Genomic DNA, 21,092 nt, shown 5'->3' with positions numbered 1-21,092 from the left:
ATGTCAAAAGTAACGGAAAATCCAAGAGGCAATTGTGTCCTTGGGGGAATCAATGCAGTATTAGGCGCCATTGACAGGGCATGTCCTATCTTTCATGCAGGACCTGGCTGCTGCATGCAGACAAGTGCCGGTGAGTCGGGGCAGGCTGGAGGTAAGACACCATTTTTTGTATCGAGTGTGTCGATTCCCTCTTCAAATATGTTAGAAAAAGAAGTCGTCTTTGGTGGTGAGGACAAACTTCGCAGTACGATTCAAGGAACGATTGAGGTCATTGATGCAAAAGCTTATTTTGTATTGACTGGCTGCACGGCTGGAATTATTGGTGATGATATTGTAAGTGTTGTTGATGAATTTCGCGCCAAAGGTCATCCGATTTATGCGATAGAAACACCGGGATTTGCCGGTAATAGTGATTATGGTTATGAAACTGTTTTCAAGGTTTTTTTGGACCAGATCGTAGAAAAGGGAAGAACCAAGCAGGAAAATCTAGTGAATTTATTGGGTATTATCCCCAATCACGATCCTTTCTGGAGTGGGAACTTTGAAGAATTGACTCGTATTTTAAATAAACTGGGTTTAGAGGTCAATACATTTTTTACCCAGCATCAAGGTATGGATGAAATTAAAAATTCTGGAGCCGCAGCGTTAAATATTATCGTAAACCCTTGGCTGTTAAAGGATGCTGCTGAGCAATATGAAGTCGAGTTTGCTGTGCCAAGCCTTCGTATTGAAGGGCTGCCAATTGGTGCGACCGATACGACAGACTTTATCAGGCAGGTTGCAGCAGCGCTGAAACTTGATCCAGTGCGGGTTGAAGCGGTTATCGCCGAAGAAGAAGAGTATGTCTATAATTATCTCGAAACAGCAATCGGGGCACTCAGCTGGAAGCGTTTTGCGATTGTGGGTGATTCCAATATGGCAATCGGTTTAACGCGATATTTAGCAAATGATTATAGTTTTACGCCGCTTTTAACCATTATTACCGAGCCGATGTTTCGTGAGGAGGATAAGGAGCGGATAAAAAATCGTTTGACCTCACTTGAGTATGCAAAGCCGCCACAGGTTTTATTTGAGTCAGATCAATATCATATCGCAAAAGCTTTAGCTGAAAATGAAGAGATTACGTTATTAATCGGTAGTACAAATGAACGGGAAATAGGTTTACAAAAAGATATTCAGTGTAGTGTAATTTCTTTTCCAATTACGGATCGCTTGATATTCAATCGTACCTATGCCGGGTATCGGGGCAGTTTAACATTAACCGAAGATTTGTATGATAATTTATAAATCGAACGAAGCACATAAAAGCAGGAGGTAAGTCAAATGGCAATGCAACTCGATATTTCTGATATTGGGACAAGAGAAAATAGACTTGGATCAATTACTGGATATGTAGGTGATTTAAAAGATTTAGCAAACCAAAGTAATTGCGGATCGCTAAAAGGTGGGGTGCGCTGCTTTTCACAATCCAGTACATGCCTTTCTGGTTGTGCACTCGGACAATTATCGGGTATTCGTGATGTCGCGGTCATTCATCATGGACCAGCAGGTTGCTCGGTAACGGGAGCGCAGATCTATACGGTTACGAAACAGGTTGCGAAAAAAAGAGGTGTGGTAAATAACACAGTCTATATCGGAACAGATATGAGTGAAGAAGATACAATTTTTGGTGCAGGCGATTCCTTGCATGATATTGTTATGGAAACAAATCGGAGATATAAACCCAAAGCTATTTTTGTCAGCAGTTCTTGTGCAACAGGAATTATTGGCGAAGATATTGATAGTATTGTTGCTGAACTCAAAGATGAAATTGATGTACCAATTGCAGCCATTCATTGCGAAGGGTTTAAATCAAGAATATGGGCAAGTGGCTTTGATCTTTCCGATCATGCTGTTTTGACAACGATTGTAAAAGAACCAAAACAGAAACGCAACAAGATTAATTTTAAAAACTTTTATGAAAGTGCTCGCGATGATATTATTGCGTTATTTAAAAATTTTGACGTGGAGCCGGTATTTTTGTATGCCAATGCGACAGTAGAAGAACTTTCGCATATCTCTGAATCTTTGGCTACTGTATGTATTTGTGGGACTTTAGGGAATTATTTAGGAAATGGTTTGGAAGAAAAATATGGGGTTCCTTATATAAGAACTATTAATCCTTTGGGCGTTGTTGGTTTTGAGACTTGGCTTAGAGAAATTGGAAAAACAATTCATAAAGAAACGGAAGTCGAACAATATATACAAGCCGAACGAATCAAATATTTACCGCAAATTGAAGAAGTTAAGAAAGAATTGAAAGGCTTGCGGGCTGTTTTGGGCATGGGACCTGGCTATACCTTTGAAGTATCAAGAGTTTTACAAGAACTTGGTATGGAAGTCGTTTGGGCAGCCGCCTGGCATTATGACAAACGTTATGAAAATGGCGAAATTCCGCCAGCAATGGATTATCTGCTTAAAAATACACCGAATTTTGAGGTCAGTGTAGCTGATCAGCAAAATTTTGAGATTCTTAATATTTTAAACACATATAAGCCAAATCTATATCTGTCACGGCATCCGGGTTCTACTGTTTGGGCAATTAAACAAGGTTATCCTGCCGTTTACGTAGCGGATGAGTACATGATATTTGGTTATAAAAGAACGTTGGAATTTGCGCATACGGTTTTAGATACGATTCGCAATCGAAGCTTTGAAAAAAATCTGGCTAAGATGGTTAAACTGCCTTATACAGACTGGTGGTATAAACAAAAATTAGATTTGTTTCTTGAAAAAACAAAATAATTTTTGGCAGCACGTTTATCGAAAGTGCAAAGTAAAAATGGAGGTCTCGTTAGATTATGGCAAAGATATTAGATAAGCAGCGATATAAATGTGCTATGGGGGCAATGTCTACGGTACAGGCAATTGAACGGGCAATTCCGGTTCTTCATTCAGGGGCGGGATGTGCACAAAAGCTATCAAATTCATCCGGCAGCAGCGGATACTTTTCACCCAATATTTTTCCGTGTACAAGTATCAATGAGCAGGATGTCGTGTTTGGCGGCGAAAAAAAACTGCACTCCACGATTGAAAATTCTCTGAAAGTTATTGATGCGGATTTATATGTGGTACTTACTGGTTGCACACCGGAAATTGTTGGTGATAATGTCGAGGAAATCGTAGCTGATTTTAAAGATGCGAAAAAACCCGTTATTTTTGCTTCGACACCCGGCTTTAAAGGCAATAATTATCAGGGTCATGAATGGGTCGTTGATGCAATTGTTGAGCAATATTTAAGCCCCAAGGAAAAAAAGACACCAGGCTTAGTCAATATATGGGCTGATGTACCCTATCAAGATGAATTTTGGCTGGGGAATTTACGTGAACTGGAAAAACTTGTAGCAGAACTTGGCCTGATTCCGAATACTATTTTCGGGTATAAACGCGGCATTGAAAATATAAAAAAAATTCCGGAAGCACAGTTTAATTTATTGGTTTCACCTTGGGTTGGACTGGAAAATGTAAAACGGATGCAAGCAAAATTTGGCACACCATATTTACATTATCCAACTCTGCCAATCGGTGCTTTTGAAACAAGTAAATTTCTGCGGGCAGTCGGCAGCTTTGCGGGAGTCGATCAAGGAAAAATTGAAAACTTGATCAGCGAAAAGGAAGCCTATTACTACTACTATATCGAACGTTTTGCGGATCTGTTCTTGGAAACTCGTGTTATGTCGAAAAAATTCTCTATAGTAGCTGATGCACAATATGTATTGGGAATTACAAAATTTTTGGTCAATGATATGGGGTTGTTTCCAGCTAAACAATATATTGTTGATGATACGCCAAAACAATATCGAAATGACATTGAAGGATATTTTAAAGATTTGAATTACAATATCGAAGCAGCTGTGGAGTTTGGCGTGGATGGTTATAAAATTCAACAAGAGATAGAAAATACGGATTATCATGGCTATCCATTGCTGCTTGGTGGTTATTGGGAAAAAGATATTGCGGCGAAAACAAATGCACATTTTTTGAATGTTTCCTGGCCGGTGAATGAACGTTTAGTGATGAACAGTTATTATGTCGGTTATGATGGCGGCTTAAAATTGATTGAAGACATTTATTCAGTTGTGAAAACCAGATTTAACTAAGCCGGTTATGATTGTGGAGGAGGTCCATTTTATGGGTAAAATAAATAAATCCATTACAGAATTAGTGGGGCATACGCCGTTGCTGGAACTTGTTAATTATGAACAGCAGAATCAATTAAAAGCGGAGGTGGTGGTAAAGCTTGAATATTTTAATCCTAACCAAAGCATAAAGGATAGAATTGCTTTGGCGATGATTGAAGATGCTGAACAAAAGGGATTACTCAAAAAAGGATATACGATTGTCGAAACGACAAGTGGCAATACGGGGATTGGCTTAGCCGCTATCGCTGCGGCTAAAGGGTATAAATTCCGTGTCTATATCCAAGACCAGGTCAGTCAGGAAAGATTCAAAGTAATTCAGGCTTTTGGCGGAGAAACAATCAAGCTGTCAGAAGAACCTGCAGTAGCTAGCGTGCTGGCTGAAACCAAAGGCGATTTTGTAGCCGCTATTAAATCCTTAGAAGAAAATGTATTATCGAAGCAAAAAGATATCTTTTTTGTTAATCAGATTGCAAATCCCATAAATCCAGACATACATAAACGGACAACGGGTCCTGAAATTTGGGAAGATACAGCTGGGAAAATTGATATTCTGGTTGCAACGGTGGGGACTGGTGGAACCATATCTGGTGCAGGCGCTTTTTTGAAGTCTAAAAATCCGAACTTGCAAATTGTTGCGATACAGCCTGGACCTAATTCCCTGCCAAATGATAGCAATCCCAAACCGGAAGAGATTACGGGTGTCCATCCATTTTTCGGTGTTGCCAAAGAACGTGTGCCGGAGACAATGGATACGGATATTTATGATGAAGCTTTTGAAGTTGAAACAATTCATGCCTATGAAGCGGCTCGAGCCGTTGCGAAATCCGATGGAGTTTTATTGGGAACATCCTCTGGTGCAGCTATCCATGTAGCAACTGAACTGGCAAAACGCCCGGAAAATAGTGGCAAACGAATTGTTGTTATTGCAGCGGATACGGGTCTTCGTTATTTATCAACGAATTTATTTATTTAGCTGAAAAAGTTAATCTACATTTTGGGGTTTAGAAAAACCACTATAGTTTACGAATCGAGATGATCATTTAGAAACTATTGTTTATAAACAATAGCTAGAAAGTTGGGGAAAAACATGAGAAAAAGTTTAGCACTTATTTTAAATATTTTATTGGTGGCAGGGTCGACTCAAACCGTATTTGCTGGAGCCGCTACAGCAAATCCATTTCAAAAAGTTCCTTTGGGAAACTGGGAATATAGCAACATCCAACAATTAGAAAAGGATGGGATTTTTGAAGATGAAGACAAACAGTTTAAACCAAATACAGTTTTAACGCGCTATGAAATTGCGGTCATTGTGGCTAAGGCCACAGCGAATTTTGATAAAGCCAATACGGAGGATAAAGCTCTTTTGGAGAAATTACAGACGGAGTATTCGCCAGAACTTAAGGCTTTAGGGGTTCATCTGGCAAACGAAAAACCTGCGGCTCAAAACCTTGCTGACCGGATTTCTTTTTCGGGAGAACATTATTTTCAATATCAAAATCAAGATACGGATTCTCATGGTGTAAAAACAAAAAGCAATCCATTTGCGACGAGGACAAGAATCTATACAACATATAAAATTGACGATCAATGGAGCTTCACAACACGCTTGCAAAATACGAGTACCTTAAATAAGTCCGACCAATATGAAACGGGCACTTTAGGTAAAAATGGTACCGGGACTTCTTTAAATGAAGCTTATGTTACTGGTAAGATTTTTGGTGGTACGACATCAATTGGTCGCCAAGGTCGTCATGCAACTGTACTTGATGGTCTCGTTTATGATGGAGCTTTTAAAGGAATCTTAACAAATTATAAACTTGCAAATAATTTCCAAATAACAGGTCGTTATGGAACGGAAATTTCGACTCCAGTTAATGCCAACAATGATACGAACACGTATGGAAGTCTGGAACTTACAAAAAATATTGGTCCAGCACAACTTGGTTTAGCCTATCATAATTTTTCTAGTCCGGTGGCTGGCACCGGTAAAAATGTTTGGCAGGGTTATGCAACTTTTCCAATCAGTCCGGATTTTTCGGCTAGCTTAGATTATGCAAAGTCAAATGCGAATCAAGAGAATAAAGCATATTCGCTGCAAATTAGTTATAAAAAAACAGATGTATCACAAATTGGATCGTATAAACTATATACACAATATCGTCGTATGGAAGCAAATAGCACAATAAGCACAACCTATGATGTTGCTGGTGTTGGTGATGGTGGTTTTAAGGGGTATGAAATTGGTACCGAGTATGTTCCTTGGAAAAATGTTGTTTGGAGAAATGAATTCATCGATGGGAAATCTACCGTAGATAATAGTTCAACCACTAAATATTATTATAGCCGCCTGTGGTTTTTCTTTTAAACAAAGCGAAAGAATATGAAGACGAATCATGTGGCAGAAAGGATCAGTTTATGGCATACAAAATAGCAATTGCTTCTACGGATGGTGTGGAAATCAATGCTCATTTTGGGAGCACAGAAACGTTTTTGATTGTTCTTATTGACGATGATGGGAGTTTTCAACAGCTAGGCAGAACAAAACCTGCGACTGTTTTGCTGCACCAAGCCGCGGAACATCCTGCATTAGGACAAGATACTTCATCTTGCGGTTCGGGGAGTTCTTGTAAAAGTCAAGGTGTTGGCTGCGGTGGTAGTCATGATGAAACGAAAATAAATGAAAAAATTGTTCAAATTCTTGATTGCCGTTGTTTGTTATGTAAAAAAGTTGGTGCTGGTGTTAAAAAACAATTAGAAAAAAAATCAATTGCCGTTTTTGAAGTCGATTATAAAATCGAAGCAGCTTTGAAAAAAATTATTGACTATTACCGTAAAATTGACCAGCATATTTCACTACGAAAAGCCTGAATAAAAAGTAGAAAGCAAACTTGTGGGAACTAGTTGTTTCAATAAGTTTGCTTTCTACTTTTTGTAGACAGTGACGCAGGTTGTCTTTCGTGCTAGAATATAAAAATACATTATTTGAAAAAAGGCGGAGTTTATGGAGTTTATTATTCGACAATGTACGAAAGATGATGTAACCGTTTTACAGGAAATTTCCCGGCAAACCTATCAAGATACATTTTCTACTGCAAGTACAGTGGCAGATATGGAAGACTATCTACAAAAAGCCTATGATCGTGTGAAGTTAGAGAAAGAAATTTTAAACAAGAATACTTTCTTTTATTTTATTGTTACAGATCGAAAAGTCGTGGGCTATTTAAAATTAAATATTGGGGCAGCACAAACGGATATAAAAGATGATTTTTCTTTAGAAATTGAAAGAATCTATGTTTGCAAAGAGCTGCATGGTCGAAAATTCGGGGCAATTTTAATGAATAAAGCAATTGAAATGGCAAAATCATATAAAAAACAGTATATTTGGCTTGGTGTTTGGGAAAACAATCAAAGAGCTTTTCACTTTTATCAAAAAAATGGCTTTTACAAAATTGGTGAGCATGCGTTCGTTATGGGGAAAACGTCACAAGTTGATTGGCTTTTGCGTAAGGATTTATGTTGATTATTTTATTTTATAAAAAAAGGAGAGTTTTACTATGGAAAAGAAACTTCGTTATCGCTTAATTACCGGGAAAGATGATGCATCTTTTTGCGAAAGAATTTCAGCATTATTAGAGGACGGTTATGAAATTTGTGGATCGCCAGCACTTACTTTTAATGGAAACGATGTGATTGCTGCACAAGCCGTAATCTTAAAAAATGATCTTGATTTTTAAAAGTGATGGTTTAAAATTATTAAAAATAGACTCATTGTAAAATGAAATTGAACTAATGAAAAATCCATAGTGGCTTCAAACTGTAATATAATTAATTTACCACAGAAAGGAATCACACTATAGTAAGACATTATCATATATCGATCACAAATTTTACACTAAGAGGTTAATTTGTATTGACAAATAAAAAATGTATGTTAATATAATACTCATACAGTTAAAAGTAAACATATACGGAAAGTATGCTATTGGAGATTTTTCTATGCGATGTTTTTTCCATGGTAAGCTTTGTAAAATAGAATCTATCTGACTGGTGATTAGAATGCTAAAGCCTGTCAAATGTATCACATAAAAGTGTGTGATACATTTGACAGGCTTTTTTGTTCTATGTCTAAGAACTAGAACAATGTTTTTAACTAGTGGGGTCCTGTTTTAGCTAAATAAGTGGGGGCGTTTTTATGACATATAAAGTAGCAATTTCTTCGAGCGATGGGAAGGTCGTGAATCAACATTTTGGACATACTGAAAATTTCAGTATTATTCAGGTAGACGAAAATAAACAGTATCATTTTTTTGAAGAAAGATTGATAGAAGCACCGTGCAGCACAGGTGGGCATGATGAGTCTGCACTGGAGAAAGCTGTGCTGGCTGTGGTTGACTGCCGTTATGTTTTATGTGCTCAGATCGGTGGTGGTGCAGAACGTGTACTGGAAATACAGGGGATACAGGCTATTGCAGTCCGAGATTTTATTGAAAATGCAATGCAGAAGCTTATTGCTTATGATGTAAAACAATATAAATACAAGGAAGAAGTTGAATCTGTCCTTTAGCGAGGAGAGGATTAAGGCATAAAAAGGAAAGAAGGCAGAAAAATGATCGATAAGGCAAGAATAAGAGAAATACATCCATGTTTTGGTGCCAAACAAAATAAAGGCAGGATGCATCTGCCGGTATGCCCAGGGTGCAATATTGAGTGCAATTTTTGTGATAGAAAAATAAATACAACAGAAAATCGACCGGGGGTAACAGCTTCTATTTTAAAACCGGAACAGGCGATTGCGGCGATTGAACGCGGTTTGAAACTTTGCCCTGATATAACAGTGGCTGGTATTGCCGGTCCGGGAGATACACTGGCGACCGATAATGCATTGTCAACATTTCGGTTGATTCATGATAAATTCCCGCAACTTTTAAAATGTATGAGTACGAATGGCTTATTGCTAAATGAAAGAGCTGAAGAAATTATTGATGTGGGGATTGATACGTTGACGGTAACAGTCAATGCGGTGGATCCAGAGATACAGGCTAAAATTATATCAGGAATTGTTTATCATGGTAAACGCTATGAAGGAATGGAAGCAGCTGATATTTTGATCAAAAATCAATTAGCAGGAATCCGAAAAATAGCCGATGCGGGCATTACCATAAAAATTAATACGGTACTAATAAATGAAATTAATCGGTTCCATATAAAGGAAGTAGCGAGACAAGTCAAAGCAGCTGGGGCAACTTTATATAATATTATTCCGCTGATTCCACAGCACAAATTAAAAGATTGTGTAGAACCAGGTTGTAATGATATTGATGGAGTAAGGCGTGAAGCAGAAAAATATATAGATGTTTTCCGTCATTGCCAGAGATGCCGTGCGGATGCTGTAGGGGTTCCAGGGGAAAGTAATTTCAGTGAGCAGGTTTATCTGGGGCAGCTTGTAGTTAAGGAAACGTTTTCACATGGTTGAAACATACCAGCTGGGATTGGCAGAAAATCATATGTGTTTGCAGGGGGAAAATAAATGTCTAATATTATAGTAGATAATTTAGTCGAACTTATCGGGAATACACCAATGCTGAGATCAAAATCATTTGCGAAATTAGCAAAAGTGGAAGAAAGCGAACTTTTATTCAAATTAGAATATTTTAATCCGCTCGGCAGTATCAAAGATCGGCTGGCTTATGCGATGATTCAAGATGCAGAAGCGAAAGGCACGCTTACAAAAGATTTTGTCATTATTGAACCGACTAGCGGTAATACCGGTGTCGGGCTGGCGTTTGTTGCGGCAGCAAAAGGGTATCGACTGATTATTACAATGCCTGATTCAATGAGTGTGGAACGTAGAACACTCTTGACAGCTCTAGGTGCAGAATTGGTTTTGACTCCAGGGGAAAAAGGCATGAAAGGGGCAATCAGCAAGGCGGAAGAATTGAATGGACAGATTGTAAACAGCATTATTTTGCAGCAATTTGAAAATCCGGCAAATCCCCAAATACACAAAAAAACAACAGGAATTGAGATTTGGGAAGCTACAGAAGGGAAGGTTGATATCTTAGTTGCTGGTGTTGGGACGGGGGGGACCATAACTGGAATAGCAGCTGCGTTAAAGGAGAAAAATCCTTACATCAAAATCGTGGCCGTTGAACCAGCTTCATCACCAGTTTTATCCGGTGGTAAACCGGGAGCTCATCAAATCCAAGGTATTGGTCCTGGGTTTGTGCCTAAAGTTTTAGATTTGAATCTTGTGGATGAAATCTATAAGGTGCGAAATGAAGAGGCAGTTGATACGGCTCGCGTTTTGGCAAGGGTTGAAGGCTTATTGGTGGGAATTTCTTCGGGAGCAGCAGCCTTTGCTGCAGCAAAAATTGCCAAACGATCTGAAAATAAAGGTAAAACGATTGTTGCTATTCTTCCAGATACGGGAGAACGTTATTTGTCGACAGTTTTATTTAATAAAATTCCTCAGGAAAAAAGTACAATCTGGTATTGAACGTAACATAAATTTCTAGTTGATCGAAATAACAAGTGCCAAATTAACATTATAAAAAATAAAAGGAGATTAAATAATGGGAGAAAAAGTATTAAGACAAATTGCAATTTACGGTAAAGGTGGAATTGGTAAATCGACGACCACCCAAAATTTAACGGCAGGACTTAGTGAGCTTGGCAAACATGTTCTGGTTGTTGGCTGCGATCCGAAAGCGGATTCAACGCGGTTGCTACTGGGAGGGCTTGCTCAGAAAACAGTACTGGATACATTGCGTGAAGAAGGCGAAGATGTCGACTTGGAACGTGTCTTAAAATCAGGTTATAATGGGATTCGCTGCGTTGAATCGGGTGGACCGGAACCTGGTGTTGGCTGCGCAGGTCGCGGGATTATTACATCAATTGGATTGCTGGAACGTTTAGGAGCGTATACGGAAGATCTTGATTATGTATTTTATGATGTTCTGGGGGATGTTGTGTGCGGTGGATTTGCAATGCCGATTCGCGAAGGGAAAGCGAAAGAAATCTATATTGTAGCAAGTGGGGAAATGATGTCTTTATATGCTGCTAATAACATATCCAAAGGGATTCAGAAATATGCGAATAAAGGGGTTGTAAGACTCGGCGGGATTATTTGCAACAGTCGTAATGTAGAACGTGAAGTCGATCTTTTAAAAGCATTTGCGAGTGAGCTTGGAACACAGCTTATCTATTTTGTCCCACGTGATAATATTGTTCAACGAGCTGAAATTCACAGGAAAACCGTTATTGAATATCGGCCGGAAGCACAACAGGCGGCAGAGTATCGTGAATTAGCACATAAGATCGAAACAAACAAGAATTTTGTTATTCCAAAACCAATGACGCAGGAACGTCTTGAAGAAATTCTTATGGAATTTGGACTCATGGATACATTGGAAGATGATTATCGCATTTGATACATAAACCGCATCAAGTAATACTATATTTTTAGCATGAAAAACATTGACAAGTTGAGTTGCTCAAACTATAATTATAAACATATTAATCATATATGGTTAATTTGAAATATGGGAAGAATGTGTGATAGTAATATTAACCAGACTTTTGCTGCATTTAATGATAGTTTCTAAGATGAGTTTTTTTAGAAATTTTTTGAGCGTAAAACAAAAGATCTGCTATTTCTCTAGAACTGTTAAAGTTTAGCTGATCAAAAAATGAAGGCTAAGCATGTTGAGGCATGCTTAGTTTTTCTTTATTTTGGTAGTTATTATTAGGAGGGGATTTAATGGCTGTAAGAAAAATACAGATTGGGACAAATCCAAATTCAGCGATTTCAAAACATTTAATGGAACAGATTGTAGATGTTTTAAAAACAACCTTTCATGGTAATGTAACTCTTGTCACACAGAATTTTCGTCTGGTCCAGATTGAGCGCAATGAGAAAATACGGCCATGTGATATGATTACTCGCGATCAGAAATTGAATGTAGAGAAAAAGTCAGATTATACGCAAATTGGTAAAAAGATTCAAAAAGAATTTGGTGATTTAGAATATGGACAAATTGTCATTGTAATCAAGGAAGGGAAAATCATTCAAATTGAACGTACCGAAAAACATCGCTTCCAAGAGTTTACTGGATTGGATGGCGAAGGTATTTGAGGTGAGGTTATTATTTATTTTATATAATCCAGCCCAATCGTTTGCTGATCATGAAAATTGAAGGCAAAGGTTATAGGAATTTATTTTCTGTATCCTTTGCTTTTTTTTATGAAAAATATAGATATTTTATAATGGGGTGAAAAACTATGCCAAAGAAAATCAATTTGGACATTGCCGAAGTGGAAAGTCGGGAACATCGGTTGGGGACTATTATTGCCTGGGATGGCAAAGCAAGTGATTTGCATAGAGAGTCTGGTTATGAAAGTCGTGCCTGCGGCAAGAAGAAAGACGGCTGCCGGCTTTGTGAAGTCAAAGGTCCTTTTACACAAGGCTCAGTTTGCAGTGAACAGATGGTAGAATGTCAGGCCGGTAATGTCCGGGATGCAGTTCTTATTCAACATTCACCGATTGGCTGCGGGGCAGGACAGGTTCCGTATAATTCCATTTATCGAAATGGATTAGCGATGCGTCATCATAAAGTTGAAAATATTCGTATCATCAATACGAACTTAATCGAAAGCGATATGGTTTTTGGCGCTGCGGAAAAATTGAAACAATCGATCGATGATGCCTGGGAACGTTATCAACCTAAAGCAATATTTATTGCTACGTCGTGTGCAACGGGAATTATTGGTGAAGATATGGAAAGTATTGCTCGGGAAAAAGAAGCGGAGCTTAAAATTCCAGTTATTCCAATTGCCTGCGAAGGCTTTCGTTCGAAACATTGGAGTACTGGTTTCGATGCTACGCAGCATGGGATTTTACGACAGCTTGTAAAGCGTAATCCCAAAAAACAAGAAGATTTGGTGAATGTTATCAATCTTTGGGGTTCCGATGTGTTTACGCCAATGTTGGCAAATCTTAATTTGCGGGTGAATTATGTTGTTGATTTAGCTTCGGTTGATGATTTGGCACAGCTTTCGGAAGCGGCGGCGACGGTAGGCTTTTGTTATACATTGTCTTCCTATATGGCAGCAGCCTTAGAGCAGCATTTTGGTGTTCCAGAAGTAAAAGCTCCAATGCCATATGGATTTGCGGGTACGGATGCCTGGCTTCGTGAAATTGCTAAAGTCACACATCGCGAAGATCTGGTAGAACAATTCATTGAGGCTGAACACAAACGTGTTGCACCACGAATTGCCCAGCTTAAGCAAAAGCTCAAAGGAATCAAAGGGTACGTGGCAACTGGATCAGCCTATGCACATGGGTTGATTCAGGTCCTGCGTGAGCTGGATGTTGAAGTTAATGGATCGCTTGTATTTCATCATGACCCTGTTTATGATAGTGGTGACCCGCGGGAAGATTCTTTAGGACATTTAATTGAAAATTATGGGGATGTTGGCTCCTTTAATGTGAGTAACCGGCAGCAGTATCAATTTTATGGTTTACTTAAGGAAGTGAACCCTGATTTTATCTTGATTCGTCATAATGGGCTGGCGCCGCTTGCGTCCAGAATGGGGATTCCGGCAGCACCACTTGGCGATGAACATATCGCCATTGGTTATGATGGTATTGTAAATTTGGGTGAATCGATTTTAGATGTTTTGGCACATAAAAAATTCCATGATGATATTAAAGCACATACGAAACTGCCATATAAAAAATGGTGGCTTGAACAAAAAGATCCATATCTGTTAGCAAAACATCCAGAAGTCATCAATGGGTAAGGGAGTCGAAAAATTATGGCGATAAATAAGGATAAAAATGGACAGACGAATTCCATCAATCAGGTTCGTTATGGCTGCGCACTTGGAGCATTGCATTCCGTGACGGCGATTCCGGGAGCAATGCCGATTGCGCATTGCGGACCAGGCTGTGTTGACAAGCAATATACAAGTTTAGCCTTTTATAATGGATTCCAAGGGGGCGGCTATGCTGGCGGTTCGGTTACACCGAGCGATAATCTTGGAGAAAATGAAGTTATTTTTGGCGGTGAAAAGAAATTGAGCGAATTGATTTCGGCAACGCTTAAAATTATGGAAGCGGATTTATTTGTAGTGCTTAATGGCTGCATTGGCGAAATCGTGGGTGATGATGTATTTTCGGTCGTTAGTAAGTTCCAAGAAAAAAATGTGCCGATTGTATACGCTGAAACAGGAGGATTTAAAGGTAATAATTTTATTGGACATGAAATTATTACCGAGGCAATCATTGAACAATATGTTGATAAATATGCAGTAAATAAAGATAAAAAAATCAAGGGCTTAATTAATGTATGGTCAGAATTACCTTTTCAAAATACCTTTTGGCGTGGTGACTTGGTAGAATTAAAACGTGTCATTGAAGGAGCTGGGTTTCAAGTTAATATTTTATTTGGCAATGGTTCAAAAGGAATTGCAGAATGGAAAACTATACCAAATGCACAATTTAATTTGGTGGTTTCACCTTGGATGGGTTTAAGTACAGCAAAATATTTAGAAAAAAAATATAATCAGCCATATTTGCATATTCCGGTGCTCCCGATTGGGGCTGGGCAAACAGCAGAGTTTTTACACAAAATTGTTGACTTTGCTGGTTTAGATATCACACATGTAGATGCATTCATCAAACAAGAAGAAAAAGAATATTATTATTATCTGGAGCATTTTACTGATTTTTATGCTGAATATTGGTGGGGCCTGCCGGCAACGTATGCAGTAGTTGGGGATAGCATTTATAATTTGGCAATCAATAAATTTTTGGTCAATCAGTTGGGGCTTATTCCAGGTAAACAGATTATTACCGATAAAGCTCCGGAAAAATATCGTGAGGCGATTGCCAAGGAATATGCACATTTGGCGGAAGATGTAGCGACGACGGTGGAGTTTGTGGAAGATGGCTATATTGTGGGAGAAATCTTGAGAAAAACAGATTTTGGGCATAAACCACCAATTATTTTTGGTACAACTTGGGAACGAGATACGGCGAAAGCTCTAAATGGAAATATTGTTGAGATTGGTTTTCCGGCATCGTATGAGGTGGTTTTGAATAAGACATATATTGGCTATCGTGGTGCTTTGACGCTTTTGGAAAATATTTTTACAGCCGCCATCAGCAAGAGTGCTTGATAAATTCAATTGCACACAAATGTTGTACTCCCTTTATATTATCTTAGTTGATTAGAAAATCTAAAGGCTAAGGATGTGTATTTATACCGTCCTTAGCCTTTTTTATTCGTATATAAATAATGATTATATTAAAGCTGATTGCAAAAGCAAAGGCCAATACTATGACTTGTAAAAAGTTAGTATGGGTCTTTGCTTTTTTACGTAATTCAGGCTTTGATAACGATGCTGCGATGATATAGTGCTGACAATAAATACTTGCAGTTTATTTTATATAAAAAATATAAGGAGTGAACTGGCATCATGCTTGTATTGAAAAAAGCCTATGTGTTAAACAAAATAATTCCATGGATAATTCCTGCTATATTATTGCTATTTTGGCAATTTGCAACAAGTGATGGTATTGTATCTAATAAAATTTTACCACAGCCCATAAAGGTAATTGATACTTTTATTAAATTGATAAGTAATGGTGAATTGATACGATACATAGGGTCTAGTACACAGCGTGCTTTTAGCGGGTTTATTATAGGCGGTGGTATTGGGTTCCTATTAGGGCTTTCAAATGGATTATCCAGAACATCGGCACAATTTCTTGACGCGTCTATTCAGATGATTCGAAACATACCTCATTTGGCATTAATTCCGTTATTGATTCTTTGGTTTGGTATTGGTGAAGAGATTAAATTAGTTCTTGTATCACTCGGTGTGTTTTTTCCTATTTATCTAAACACGTTTCATGGCATTCGTAGGATAGATACACGTCTTATTGAAATGGGAAAAGTTTATGGATTACATGGAGCAGCATTGTTTTGGAATATTATATTACCAGGGTCACTATCCTCGATATTAGTTGGTGTACGTTATGGTTTAGGAATTATGTGGCTGACTTTAATTGTAGCTGAAACCGTAGCAGCAAATTCAGGTATTGGTTATATGGCAATGAATGCAAGAGAATTTATGCAAATGGATGTAATTGTATTGAGCATTCTTGTATATGCGTTACTAGGAAAATTGTCAGATAGTATTGCCTGTTACTTAGAAAGAAAATGGTTGAAGTGGCAAACTGAAAAATTGTAGGGAGTGATAGATATGCTAATCAACGAAGCACAAGAATATTTAAATATTGAAGATGTAAACAAATCTTTTGGTGAAACGAAGGTATTGCATGGAATTAATTTGCATATAAAACAGGGGGAATTTGTAGCAATTGTTGGGCGCAGTGGTTGTGGAAAAAGTACGTTATTACGATTGATTTCAGGGCTAGAAACACCAACAAAAGGGTCAATTAAAATGCAGGGAGAAGAACTCTGTGGAATAAATAAAAAGATCCGAGTCCTTTTCCAAGAGGCACGGCTTCTTCCGTGGAAAAGGGTGATCGATAATGTGAAACTTGGTATGCAAAAAGAAAATACAAGCATTGCCAAGCAGGTAATACACGATGTTGGACTTGAAGAGCACAATGATAAATGGCCAGATATTCTATCGGGGGGGCAGCAACAGCGGGTAGCCTTGGCAAGAGCACTTGTTGCTGAGCCGGAAGTGCTTCTTCTTGACGAACCATTAGGCGCATTAGATGCATTAACCCGGATTGAAATGCAACAACTGATTGAAAAACTGTGGCTCGCTAAAAAATTTACGGCTATCTTAGTAACACATGATGTTAGTGAAGCCGTTGCATTAGCAAATCGGGTTGTTTTTATTGATCATGGGAAAATTGCAATGGATATTGCTATTCAATTGTCGCGCCCGCGTCATCGCAATAATGATTTTACGTATTATGAGAAGAAAATATTAAATAAAGTAATGGGCAATGCAGAGTCTGCCATCGGGGATACTAAAAAATTAGAATATGCAATATAAATTTGAATGAACCGAATCTATAGAGATAGACAGAAAATTTATAAGGGAGAATAACACATGACAAAATATAATCTAATTACGCCATTTATCCTTGAACAGTTACAACAAACTGTCGGAGAAGAATATACCTTAATTCATCAACAGATTACAGAGGAATACGGTCATGATGCAGCTACGAAAAATGATAAGCCACAGTATCCAGAGATTGTGATTTTGCCGAAAAATGCAGAAGAAATAGCGAAGATCATCAAATTAGCCAATCAATATTTAATTCCGGTGACACCTCGTGGTGGAGGCAGCGGTCTAGCAGGTGGTGCTGTGGCATTATATGGTGGTATCTTACTAGATTTGGCGCGAATGAATAAAATTATCCATTTAGATCGTGAAGCACAATACATAGTTGTTGAACCGTCCGTACGGACGAGTGATATTCAGACGGCAGCCTATCAACAGGGCTTTTTATATGCCGGAGATCCCTGCAGTAATGATCAATGCGTCATTGCTGGCAATATAGCAACCAATGCGGGTGGAAACCGTGCAGTAAAATATGGGGTGACGGCAGATCAAGTTTATTCTTTGGAAATTGTGACTCCCCTGGGCGAAATTGTTACAATCGGAAGCCGTCTTAAGAAAAATGCTACGGGTTATAATTTACCTCGCTTATTGGCAGGGTCTGAAGGAACGTTAGGCATTGTTACTAAAGCCACTTTGAAGCTGCAGCCACTAGCACCATTTAATCCGAACTATCTGGTTGTTATGCCAGACTTGCAGGGGGTTGTTGCTTTAGTGAAACAGGTGTTAGCCGATCCATTACTAGATCCGTTGTCTTTGGAATTAATTGATATTAAAACTGCAAAAGATATTGAAGCCTATCAAAACTACCCTGTCTTTGATCATCCAGTAGGTGATTGTTTGATTATTCAATGGGAAGCTTATTCTGAAGATGAAATTTCTATCAGAAAAAAACGGCTTGATGAAATAGCGCAAAAACAGGGGAGTCTTGTTGTCAAAGAAATCGCTGGAGATATTATCTGGCCAGCTCGCCGCATTTGGGGTAAGGCAATCGAAGCAAAAAATCCAATTCGTTTTTCAGAAGATTTGGTGGTTCCTGTTGATAAAATCAATAAATTTATTGATATATTGGAAGATCTTTCTCAGAAATGGACTTTTGAATTTCGTATAGCTGGTCATGCTGGAGATGGAAATATGCACCTGGCAATCATACCTCAACCAGAAAATACGAATTGGGAAGCTGCACTGCCGTTATTACGTCAGGAACTTTATGCCCAGACGTATCAAATCGGTGGACGTCTTTCCGGTGAACATGGAATTGGTTTTAAGCGAAAGCAGACGCTGGAAACACTAGCTGATCCAATTGAACTCCTATTGATGAAAGCCATCAAAACGGCATTTGATCCCAATGCTATTTTAAATCCGGGTAAAATTTTTGATATGGATACTGTATAAAAATTTATTTAAGAATGAAATCACGGGAGGTAATTTATGAGAAAGGTCTTATGGTTTTTACTTATAGTTGGGCTCAGCATAGGCTTTGCAGGGTGTGCCGGCAACCAAACAAACAATGCTCAAATAGGCAGTGGTGATACTGATGATTTGAGCAAAGTGACGATTCGTGTTGGTCAAACGGGGTGGAGTAATTTCGAGTTAATGCTAAAAGCAGCGGGGATTGCAGATACACCTTATAAGGTTGACTATAAAGTTTTTCAAGGGGGAAATCTATGCTTGGAAGCGATGGCGAGTGACAATTTGGATTTTACCTTGACTAGCGAAATACCACCAATTTTTTCAGCACAATCTGCAAATCAGGGGAATTTTAAAATTATTGCAGTATCACAATCTACTACGTTAAATCAAGAATTAGTTGTGCCAAAAGATTCTGGTGTCACGAGCATAAAAGATTTAAGAGGTCAAAAAATAGCTTATGTAAATAATACAACTGCACATTATTTTTTACTGAAAATGTTATCTCAAGCTGGTATGAAGTGGGAAGATGTAAATCCGGTTCAATTATCTACATCGGATGGGCTGACTGCCTTTTCAGGTGGGAAAATTGCAGCTTTAGCTAGTTATGGAAATGCAATTATTTCAGCTCATCAACAAGGTGCGGTTACTTTAGTGAGTGCGAAGGATATTTTATCAGGTAATTTCCCCGTAGAGGCCTCAATTTCGGCCTTAAGTGATACTGGAAAGCGAGCGGCAATTGCAGATTATTTAACAAGAATCAACAAAGCGTATGAATGGACTCGTAATAATCCAGAAAAATGGGCGCAGATTATTGCAGACAATACACATCAACCTTATGATCAAGCATTGGCTACTTTTAAAGAAGGTATGGCACAGTCACCGGATAAAGTTGTGGCTGTTTCACAAAAAGCAATCGATTCTCAGCAAGATATTGCAAAGCAATTTTTGGAAGTGGGCGTGCTTAAAACGAATATTGATGTTAGTTCGTTTTGGAGTCATGAATATGATAAAGAATTACCGATTTCTGATAAATGAAATAATTGGTGGCTAGCGTATTGAAAAAACAATTTTGGAGGCGAAATATGACTGCGGTTACACAGAAAATAGAAGGTATTCTATCAAATAAAATTACTGGTTTGCAATTACCTGTTTTTAGAAAGATTGCCCCTTTGGTTAAGCGTTATGATGCGATTGATTTAGCAGGTGGAGTGCCCGATTTTTCGGCACCTGCCTGTATAAAAGAGGCAGCGATTAAAGCCATTCAAGAAGGATGCAATCAATATGCACTGATGCAGGGAAATGAAGAGCTGCGAACAGAAATTTCAAAAAAAATCTATAAGAAACATGGCGTGCATTATAATCCGGAAACAGAAATTACCGTTTGTTGCGGTGCTACCGAGGCGATGGCTGCGACGCTATTGGCTATATTGAATCCTGGTGATGAAGTGATTATAATCGAACCAGCATTTACGATTTATGGACCGGATGTGGAGCTGTTTGGTGGGAAGCCAGTCTACGTATCGCTCACATTTCCTGATTTTCGCATTAATAAAAAAGAAATTGAAAGTGCTATAACAAATAAAACAAAAGCCATTATATTTAATTCACCGCATAATCCAACGGGTCGTATTTTTGATCAAGAAGAGGTAGACAGTATTGTTGATATTTGCAAACGATATAATCTTCTGGTAATTACAGATGAAATATATGATGAAATTTGTTTTGACAACCGTCCTTTGCCAAGAATCTGGTTACAGCCGGAAATGGAGAATCAAGTGATTGCAATCAATGGATTTTCTAAAACATATAGTGTTACTGGCTGGCGATTAGGCTATATTATTGCTCCAGACTGGCTTACAGAAGGAATCCGGATGGCACATAATTACCTTACTATCAGTAGTCCTGCACCGCTGCAACAAGGCATTATACAGGGCGTAACTGCTCCGGTTGCGTACTATGAGGATCTTCGTAAAGATTATACCGAGCGTCGTAATTATCTAACCAATGCTTTTAGAAATATTGGAATCCCTTTCTTAAAAAGTCAGGGGGGGTATTTTTTATTAGCGGACTTTTCTTATTTAGGTTGGAAAAATGATGTTGAATTTGTAAAAGAACTCATAGCTAAGTTGGGTGTAGCTGCTGTGCCTTTATCAGGATTCTATCATATATATTCAGCGGAGTCGGTATGGCTGCGTTTTGCATTTTGCAAAAAACTATCTACGTTGCGTGATGCCGTAGAACGATTGCAGGGGATAGAAAAACTCAGGAAGATTTAAGGGTATATAGTAGATTGCATTCGGAGTGGTTGTATGCTGGCGATGGGATAGTGAGTAGCATTTTCTTGATATGCTTAAAATTTTAGAGGTAACTTCTTCAAAATAGGCG

Annotated in this window: 20 protein-coding genes; all 20 read left to right on the top strand. The window is 38.4% G+C overall.

Annotated elements, in window-relative coordinates:
• The 20 genes from F606_RS0109715 (at position 1) to F606_RS0109615 (ending at position 20,983) form a co-directional block, all read left to right on the top strand.
• Positions 1-1,287, top strand: coding sequence for a nitrogenase component 1 (locus F606_RS0109715; RefSeq protein ID WP_019553696.1), 1,287 nt, complete (start codon positions 1-3; stop codon positions 1,285-1,287).
• A gap of 36 nt (positions 1,288-1,323) precedes the next feature.
• Positions 1,324-2,784: a nitrogenase component 1 gene (locus F606_RS0109710; RefSeq protein WP_019553695.1), complete on the top strand. Its 1,461-nt coding sequence runs from the start codon at positions 1,324-1,326 to the stop codon at positions 2,782-2,784.
• A 56-nt stretch (positions 2,785-2,840) separates the two neighbouring features.
• The gene (locus F606_RS0109705; protein ID WP_019553694.1) at positions 2,841-4,139 is read left to right on the top strand and encodes a nitrogenase component 1; all 1,299 of its coding nucleotides are present in this window, start codon (positions 2,841-2,843) and stop codon (positions 4,137-4,139) included.
• Positions 4,140-4,170: 31 nt separating this feature from the next.
• Positions 4,171-5,154 (top strand): PLP-dependent cysteine synthase family protein, encoded by a 984-nt coding sequence (locus F606_RS0109700; RefSeq protein WP_019553693.1) that lies wholly within the window; start codon positions 4,171-4,173, stop codon positions 5,152-5,154.
• 114 nt (positions 5,155-5,268) lie between these two features.
• Positions 5,269-6,546, top strand: a complete 1,278-nt coding sequence (locus tag F606_RS0109695; protein WP_019553692.1) for a hypothetical protein — start codon at positions 5,269-5,271, stop codon at positions 6,544-6,546.
• Positions 6,547-6,596: 50 nt separating this feature from the next.
• On the top strand, positions 6,597-7,049 hold the full coding sequence (locus F606_RS0109690) for a NifB/NifX family molybdenum-iron cluster-binding protein (RefSeq protein ID WP_019553691.1): 453 nt from the start codon (positions 6,597-6,599) through the stop codon (positions 7,047-7,049).
• Between the two features lie 133 nt (positions 7,050-7,182).
• Positions 7,183-7,701: a GNAT family N-acetyltransferase gene (locus F606_RS0109685; protein ID WP_019553690.1), complete on the top strand. Its 519-nt coding sequence runs from the start codon at positions 7,183-7,185 to the stop codon at positions 7,699-7,701.
• A gap of 34 nt (positions 7,702-7,735) precedes the next feature.
• The gene (locus F606_RS0109680) at positions 7,736-7,915 is read left to right on the top strand and encodes a DUF1737 domain-containing protein (protein ID WP_019553689.1); all 180 of its coding nucleotides are present in this window, start codon (positions 7,736-7,738) and stop codon (positions 7,913-7,915) included.
• 458 nt (positions 7,916-8,373) lie between these two features.
• Complete coding sequence (locus F606_RS0109675) at positions 8,374-8,745, top strand: NifB/NifX family molybdenum-iron cluster-binding protein (RefSeq protein WP_019553688.1); 372 nt, start codon at positions 8,374-8,376, stop codon at positions 8,743-8,745.
• 42 nt (positions 8,746-8,787) lie between these two features.
• Positions 8,788-9,654 carry a radical SAM protein gene (locus F606_RS0109670; protein ID WP_019553687.1) on the top strand — a complete coding sequence of 289 codons (867 nt, stop codon included), beginning with the start codon at positions 8,788-8,790 and terminating at the stop codon, positions 9,652-9,654.
• Positions 9,655-9,708: 54 nt separating this feature from the next.
• The gene (gene cysK, locus F606_RS0109665; RefSeq protein WP_019553686.1) at positions 9,709-10,677 is read left to right on the top strand and encodes a cysteine synthase A; all 969 of its coding nucleotides are present in this window, start codon (positions 9,709-9,711) and stop codon (positions 10,675-10,677) included.
• Between the two features lie 76 nt (positions 10,678-10,753).
• Entirely contained in the window at positions 10,754-11,611 is an 858-nt protein-coding gene (nifH, locus tag F606_RS0109660) for a nitrogenase iron protein (protein WP_019553685.1), read from the top strand.
• 329 nt (positions 11,612-11,940) lie between these two features.
• Positions 11,941-12,315 (top strand): YezD family protein, encoded by a 375-nt coding sequence (locus F606_RS20935; RefSeq protein ID WP_019553684.1) that lies wholly within the window; start codon positions 11,941-11,943, stop codon positions 12,313-12,315.
• A gap of 146 nt (positions 12,316-12,461) precedes the next feature.
• Positions 12,462-13,982: a nitrogenase component 1 gene (locus tag F606_RS0109645; protein WP_019553683.1), complete on the top strand. Its 1,521-nt coding sequence runs from the start codon at positions 12,462-12,464 to the stop codon at positions 13,980-13,982.
• A gap of 15 nt (positions 13,983-13,997) precedes the next feature.
• A complete protein-coding gene (locus F606_RS0109640; protein ID WP_019553682.1) occupies positions 13,998-15,362 on the top strand; it encodes a nitrogenase component 1 in 1,365 nt (454 codons plus the stop codon).
• Between the two features lie 300 nt (positions 15,363-15,662).
• Positions 15,663-16,439, top strand: coding sequence for an ABC transporter permease subunit (locus tag F606_RS0109635; protein WP_019553681.1), 777 nt, complete (start codon positions 15,663-15,665; stop codon positions 16,437-16,439).
• A 12-nt stretch (positions 16,440-16,451) separates the two neighbouring features.
• Positions 16,452-17,222 (top strand): ABC transporter ATP-binding protein, encoded by a 771-nt coding sequence (locus tag F606_RS0109630; protein ID WP_019553680.1) that lies wholly within the window; start codon positions 16,452-16,454, stop codon positions 17,220-17,222.
• Between the two features lie 57 nt (positions 17,223-17,279).
• Positions 17,280-18,689 carry an FAD-binding oxidoreductase gene (locus F606_RS0109625; protein ID WP_019553679.1) on the top strand — a complete coding sequence of 470 codons (1,410 nt, stop codon included), beginning with the start codon at positions 17,280-17,282 and terminating at the stop codon, positions 18,687-18,689.
• 36 nt (positions 18,690-18,725) lie between these two features.
• Positions 18,726-19,742, top strand: coding sequence for an ABC transporter substrate-binding protein (locus tag F606_RS0109620; RefSeq protein WP_019553678.1), 1,017 nt, complete (start codon positions 18,726-18,728; stop codon positions 19,740-19,742).
• Between the two features lie 47 nt (positions 19,743-19,789).
• Positions 19,790-20,983 (top strand): pyridoxal phosphate-dependent aminotransferase, encoded by a 1,194-nt coding sequence (locus F606_RS0109615; protein ID WP_019553677.1) that lies wholly within the window; start codon positions 19,790-19,792, stop codon positions 20,981-20,983.
• Positions 20,984-21,092 lie beyond the last annotated feature (109 nt).

The sequence above is a fragment of the Propionispira raffinosivorans DSM 20765 genome, from assembly GCF_000381065.1.
Taxonomy (GTDB): Bacteria; Bacillota; Negativicutes; order Selenomonadales; family Selenomonadaceae; genus Propionispira; species Propionispira raffinosivorans.
This window is presented reverse-complemented; position numbering and strand designations above follow the sequence as displayed.